Annotated in this window: 7 protein-coding genes; all 7 read right to left on the reverse strand. The window is 33.9% G+C overall.

The window, feature by feature from the left end; all coding sequences use genetic code 11:
• Positions 1–469: 469 nt before the first annotated feature.
• Positions 470–655, reverse strand: coding sequence for a hypothetical protein (locus ACOQFO_RS06710; RefSeq protein WP_421688922.1), 186 nt, complete (start codon positions 653–655; stop codon positions 470–472).
• A gap of 293 nt (positions 656–948) precedes the next feature.
• Complete coding sequence (locus ACOQFO_RS06715) at positions 949–1212, reverse strand: hypothetical protein (RefSeq protein WP_421688923.1); 264 nt, start codon at positions 1210–1212, stop codon at positions 949–951.
• 222 nt (positions 1213–1434) lie between these two features.
• Positions 1435–1797, reverse strand: coding sequence for a hypothetical protein (locus ACOQFO_RS06720; protein ID WP_421688924.1), 363 nt, complete (start codon positions 1795–1797; stop codon positions 1435–1437).
• 301 nt (positions 1798–2098) lie between these two features.
• Positions 2099–2797, reverse strand: coding sequence for a 5-methylcytosine restriction system specificity protein McrC (locus ACOQFO_RS06725; RefSeq protein ID WP_421688925.1), 699 nt, complete (start codon positions 2795–2797; stop codon positions 2099–2101).
• A gap of 2 nt (positions 2798–2799) precedes the next feature.
• On the reverse strand, positions 2800–3363 hold the full coding sequence (locus ACOQFO_RS06730; RefSeq protein ID WP_421688926.1) for an AAA family ATPase: 564 nt from the start codon (positions 3361–3363) through the stop codon (positions 2800–2802).
• A complete protein-coding gene (locus tag ACOQFO_RS06735) occupies positions 3332–4744 on the reverse strand; it encodes a hypothetical protein (RefSeq protein WP_421688927.1) in 1413 nt (470 codons plus the stop codon). The genes ACOQFO_RS06730 and ACOQFO_RS06735 overlap by 32 nt, the downstream gene beginning before the upstream one ends.
• Complete coding sequence (locus ACOQFO_RS06740) at positions 4726–5277, reverse strand: hypothetical protein (protein ID WP_421688928.1); 552 nt, start codon at positions 5275–5277, stop codon at positions 4726–4728. Before ACOQFO_RS06740 ends, ACOQFO_RS06735 begins: the two co-directional genes overlap by 19 nt.
• Positions 5278–6052 lie beyond the last annotated feature (775 nt).

Raw genomic sequence — 6052 nt, forward strand, 5'->3', positions numbered from 1 at the left:
TAACGGATGAAGCAGCGTTAGATGCGTTGATGCCTTGGTCAGAAGCAATTCCGACCAACTGTCACGTACCTAAACGAACTACATAGATAGCATAACAATAGCGCCCCCTGAAAACCAGGTGGGCGCTATTTGACGCTTACCAATATGGAATTTAATAAAAATTATTAAATTAGAAGATACGACATTCAATAAGATTATTATTGGAGCACTATCAATTGTATTATTTTGTGTGTTGTTAAGGGTTTTATATAATAGTTGGGCTTTGTTTGTAGTAGCGTTATTAGTTCTTTTTGTTTGTGTTTTGATTATAGGTGTAATCCTTTTCTTTATTAAAGGATTTACAGAAACTACAAGGTAGTTGTTAAAAGGATCTTCTGAATTATTATATTTTATTATTCTATTACATTAACAAACGTGTTCCATAGCCTATACCAATTGCGCTATGGAACACTTTGAATCTCAATTATTTCTATTTATTTTTTATTTGACCTGTACCCTCACAATTCGAACAAACCTCATAGCCTCCACCTATTTTAAGCATAGCTTCATAATAGTTAAGACCTCTTTTTTCGGCTAGTTCATCGATAGCTTCATCCATTTCAGGTATAGGTACCTTTCCCATAAAACATTGTGGACATGAAGTATTAGTTATCAAAAATTTACCCCCTATATTAATTTTCCCCTAATAGTCTATTACTCTCATATACTAGGTATGTATAAATTATCTGACATATTCAGTAGCTTCTTAGATTTCCATATCATAAATATTAATAACTTTACTTAATAAGTATCATTTACTTAACTTAAATTAAATTAAGACATAAACTCACAAAAGGAAGGAGATAAAAAAGGTGAAATCGATGGGACGATTTCACCTTTTGATATTTATCTAAATAAGTTCATTCCCAGACTTATACATAGACCATTTAACGTATACGATTTCTAATTTTAATTCACTAACGAGGACATAATTTGAAAATGATAAAAAAATGACAAGCCTGCGATTACAATTCCTATAATTGCAGTACGTCGTTTATACTCTTTAAACAATCCAACAATACCAAAAATAATAGCCAATAAACAAAATGGTGTGGTAATGAGTAACCCAATTATCGGGATTATCCCTAGGATAAAGCCTGTTATTGAAAGAAAAAGTGAAAGACTTGCCGCGGTATTTGTTCGTTTTTCTACAATGATATGCTGACTGTTCAACGTAAGCACCCTTTCAAATGTGTTATTATCAACTTTTCCGATTTGAAGTATTTTATTCAATAATAGTCATATTAAATTATAAAGAATTTTATATTCATTACACTAAACATCCATAAATACCATTAAGTTTCGATTGTAAATATATTATTAAGAAAGCAAATTTAATAAAGAAAAAAACATGCTTAGAGCGGCTAGGCTTCAAGCATGTTTTTATAATCTTAATTATTTAATTGATTTACCACCATAATACTTCCATAGTTTATTACCATTTGGCTTCCTAGGGCCATATTCACCAAGAACAAATACAGCAGTACCACTAGGGCTTCCACAAATTGGTTTTAATACTCTTAGACCAAACTTTTCAATTTTTATATAACCGTTACTTTCCAACCAAGCAATATCATTAGATAACCACAAATTATTACACTGAACTTTATCTGTCAAAATACTACCAGGCAGATTTGTTATTCTTTCACGCTGCTTCGCATTAGGATCATAAAATGCATTTACGTGAATATTGCCTTCCGAAATTGATACATTTGGGATTCCACACCAATAATTTGATGGTTTAATTGTTAAACTCATAGTTATTATCCTCCTTTTGTTATAATCCGTAAGACCCTACTTTGTATCTTTAAGCAGATTTTTCAACCCAGCTTTTAATTCCTGCAAATGCCCCTCAAGCAAATTTATCTGTGTAATTACCGATTTTACTGATGTTTCATTAGTTGTAGGTGAAGAAATATTACTATTCATCTTACATATTTGCCTATAAACTGCATATTCCCTCGTCTTTCCACTCATTCGATTTGCTTCATATAATAACTCTTTTGTCTCAGGTAGTAGATTTTTAAATTCCTTTTTTATTATAATGGTGTTCTCAACTTTACAAGTTTGATATCCCACTACATATAAATTTCAACTTCTCATAAATCCGATGCCATGATTCCTCCAGATTCAAGGTATAAATCTCAACTGAAACCCTCTCACTCCAACGATAAGTTTCATTTACTTCCGTACCATTGAATGGATAGATGAGGATTCCGCGTACCTGAACATCATTTTCTTGATGCATCAAGTACGTAAACAATTGATACATATTATGGCTATGGAACGATGCCTTTCCGTAATATTCTTGGAAGACATTTTTATAGAATTTGGCATCCATAATGATTTTTTGTTTCTCATGTTTATGCGTTAACGATATATCTGTGCGCATTGTTGGTAGTAGACTTGGGTTACCTTCCAACTTCCACTGCATTTGCTCCACTGAAACTCTGTAATCCTGTTGCTCCGCACGATAAAAATGGAATAAAAACTTTTCGAATAGTTGATTCATTGCGCCATCATCCAGCTCAGCAGTAAATAAGCTCCAATTTCCACTTTTATGCGAGAGCAAACTTAACTCATATAGCATTAACGCTATGTGCATCATCCGTTTGTAATAGAGGTTATTTCGATGATACGTATTTCTGATAAACATGTGTTTCGTCAGCTTAATATCCTCAACTAGCCCAAGACGCTCAACACATTTAAAACACCTAATACTTGTCTCTTTCTTAACAAGTCTATTGCTAGAAAGCATTGTTAAAGTGGCAATGGTCGAATCTCAAATTCAATCACAGAATCAAACCAAGTATTCTCCGCCATACCCTCAAGAGATGTAGTAAAGAATGAATGTCCAATTTCAAAACCTGATCCTAATTGGAAGTCTGATGTGATTTCGTTATTCCATTTCGAAACGGCTGCAATGATCCGGTTTACTAATGAATCTGTTAGTCCATTTTGAAGTAAATGTCTTTGCCATTTCTCATTAAAAGTCGGATGTAGCGTAACAAAACCAAATCGACGTCTCAATGCTACATCTAACTGCGCAAGTGAACTGTCTGCTGTATTCATCGTTCCAATTAGGTATACATTACTTGGAACAGTAAATGGTTCGCCTGTGTAACTCATCGTTACAAAATCATCCCGATTGTCATTTTCAATAAGCATGAATAACTCCCCAAATACTTTGGAGACATTTCCGCGATTGATTTCATCAATGATAAAGTAGTAGTCCTTTTCAGGATTCTCCATTGCTTTCTTACAGAAGTCATAGAAAATCCCGAACTTTAATTCAAAACCATTGTTCCCGGGGCGATACCCCATCACGAAGTCTTCGTAAGCATAGTTTTGATGGAATTGGACAAGTTCTACACGATTTGGATCCTTCTCTCCTATTAAAGAATAAGCTATTCCCTACTCCCGGAGGTCCTTGCAGGATAATGTTTTTCTTGTATCGCAGTAAGTTTGTTATTTTTTCATATTTCTCTTCATCGATGAATACTTCACTGAGGAAATCCTCTTTTGTGAAAATCGGATAATCATCATCTTCATTTGAAGCAAAATATTCTTCTAAAGCTACTTTTAAATTCGGTTTGATAATCCATGAGAAGTGGTTACTTTCTATGTATTCTCCATTGAATAAGACTTTCCAGTACTTTTTCTTCGTTTCATTTTCATTTTCTTCGGTTTCTTGTCCTAGCTCTTTTAAAATTCTTTTTGCCAAACCTACGACTGGTGATATAAATGAAGACGGATGTCTATTTAATAATTGTCCTAATTGACTGGCAGTAGCGGCACCACCTAAATTTAATACTGTTTTTAAGTATTCAAGATTGTCTTCTGTAAAAATCGTTGTATTTTGAATCAACGTCTTCCAAACTTCAACACTAATATCAGTGTCAAAAGTTTCAGGTACCTCTTCCTCAGGTGTTTCCTTAAACATATCCATCGCTTCAACTATCTTTTCATGGAGTCGTTCGAAGGTAAATTCGTTCGTATTAGATATCTTTTCTGTATCTTGTACACCTCGTTTGGGATGTTGGTCACCAAACAACATGCCGTACCGAATCTCTTCCCCATCAATTGAAACATACAACTGCGGAGCAACCCGATGATTCTCGAACTTACTCTCATATAAAGCTAACCAACATTCCGAACCACCAAATTGTTGATTCCAGTTAAATCCATTTAGAACTTTCCCTTTAACAAATTCGATGTCTGAACAAACGTCAAAACGTTGGATTGCTTCATGAATTCTTTGCTGTTCAAACTTCACCTTCTCTTTTTTATCAGTATAGAAAAGTTCAAAAAGAATCGAGAAGTTGTTCCAAGCTTGTAAGATGTTCGTATCGTATTTTACTTTTACTTGCTCCTTGATATTTTCCAAATCTTCAATACTTATATTCCTTTTTTCGATTACCTGATCTAACACATGGAAACGAATCCTTTTGATCTTTTCTTCCCCTCTGTATCTTTCACGAGTGGATTTTAGGACATCTATAGAAATGTCCTTAAGAGCCTTTAACATCTCTTCAGGATTTTGTTGGAACGCTTGAAGCTGTTTGGCCAAATTACTCAAATAGACAACAGCACTTTCCACGACAATTTCATCGTATTGGGTACTACAGAATAAATAATTTTGTATATCAAGCATTGTAAAGTTTGGAGACTGTTTTTGGATTTCCTCTAAGATGATTTCACACATAGTAAGGTATTAGCATAGTTTTCATGAACTAATCCAAGCTTAATATTGATTCCAAAACTTTTTAACTTCTTTAAACACTTTTTCTTTATATAACGGGTATTTTTTAAGGTCGTATGCAGCGAGCATATATCCAAAAAGTGGCGTCCTAGTGATAGATTCGAATCAAATTCCCGTCCAGCTTGACGAAACTCTTCAATCCGTTTTTCAATCGGTTCTTCCCCGTTAAGCAGATGGTTCCAATGGAGAGCAACCACATCAGGGCGGGCTTCCGCAAATCGAACTAAATCCTGTGTATTACTCCAATGAACGAAACTACCAGATGTAGGATTTACCTTTTGCAATTTCTTCGCAGCCTCAACCACTGTATCCGTTGCTAACTCTATTGCTCCAAAGTACGCGTTTAAAGTAGAAAGAATCTCAAATTTGTATCCTTCATCATACATTTCATGACTTTTAAAATTTAAATATTTTGAAAATGAAATCCCTAAATAGTCGTCTATCAATAAACACGCTTTTATGTATTCTCGATTCATCACGTCACCTCTGGTTTGGGGAAAGTTTCTTGCCCCTTCTATACTGGTTCTTTACTATTCATATTAACAGAACAGCACCTTCCACAGTAGTAAATGGAAGGTGCTGTTCTGTTGTATCATTGTTTCGTCAGTAAATTAAAATAACCCATCCTTGAATTTGCCGCTCATAATCATCTAATTTTTATTATACAAAGGCCACAGTTTCTCCTACTTATAACTTTCCTCAACCTCCCCCTCTTCCTTATCAACTTCCGAAAACTATTATTTGATTTCTTTTATAATCCACCAATATTACTTTTAGAAAACTTATCTGAATTTAAAATTCTAATTGTTTATGAGTGTTAAAGCTATAAATTAAAAATTTTAGGTAGTTCTACAATACTTGTTCTGATGATTAGTTTACTGAAATGTATTTTCCATAAAGTGATGAAGCTAATAGGGTTATGGTATAATTAAATTAACTCATATTTTGAATAATTTATATAACAATAGAGTCTCGGAATAAATAACAATTTTTCTGGGTGAAATGAACCAAAATTACTGGAAATTGGATTGGAATGGCCTGCACACTCATTATTTTCATTGTATTTTCAAAAATGTCCATGACAAAGAAACCTATTGCCATTATTTTTTAAAAAATTGACTAGGCGGCTTTAGGAAAGATGATTTCTTCAATATTTAACTGCTCTTTCTGACTGCTGTACCAAGCATCGATGTGCTGACACATCATTATGGCGTATAGGCGAATGTACCACATTTTTGTTGACCGGTGGCG

It is taken from the genome of Ureibacillus sp. MALMAid1270 (assembly GCF_049202975.1).
Taxonomy (GTDB): domain Bacteria; phylum Bacillota; class Bacilli; order Bacillales_A; family Planococcaceae; genus Ureibacillus.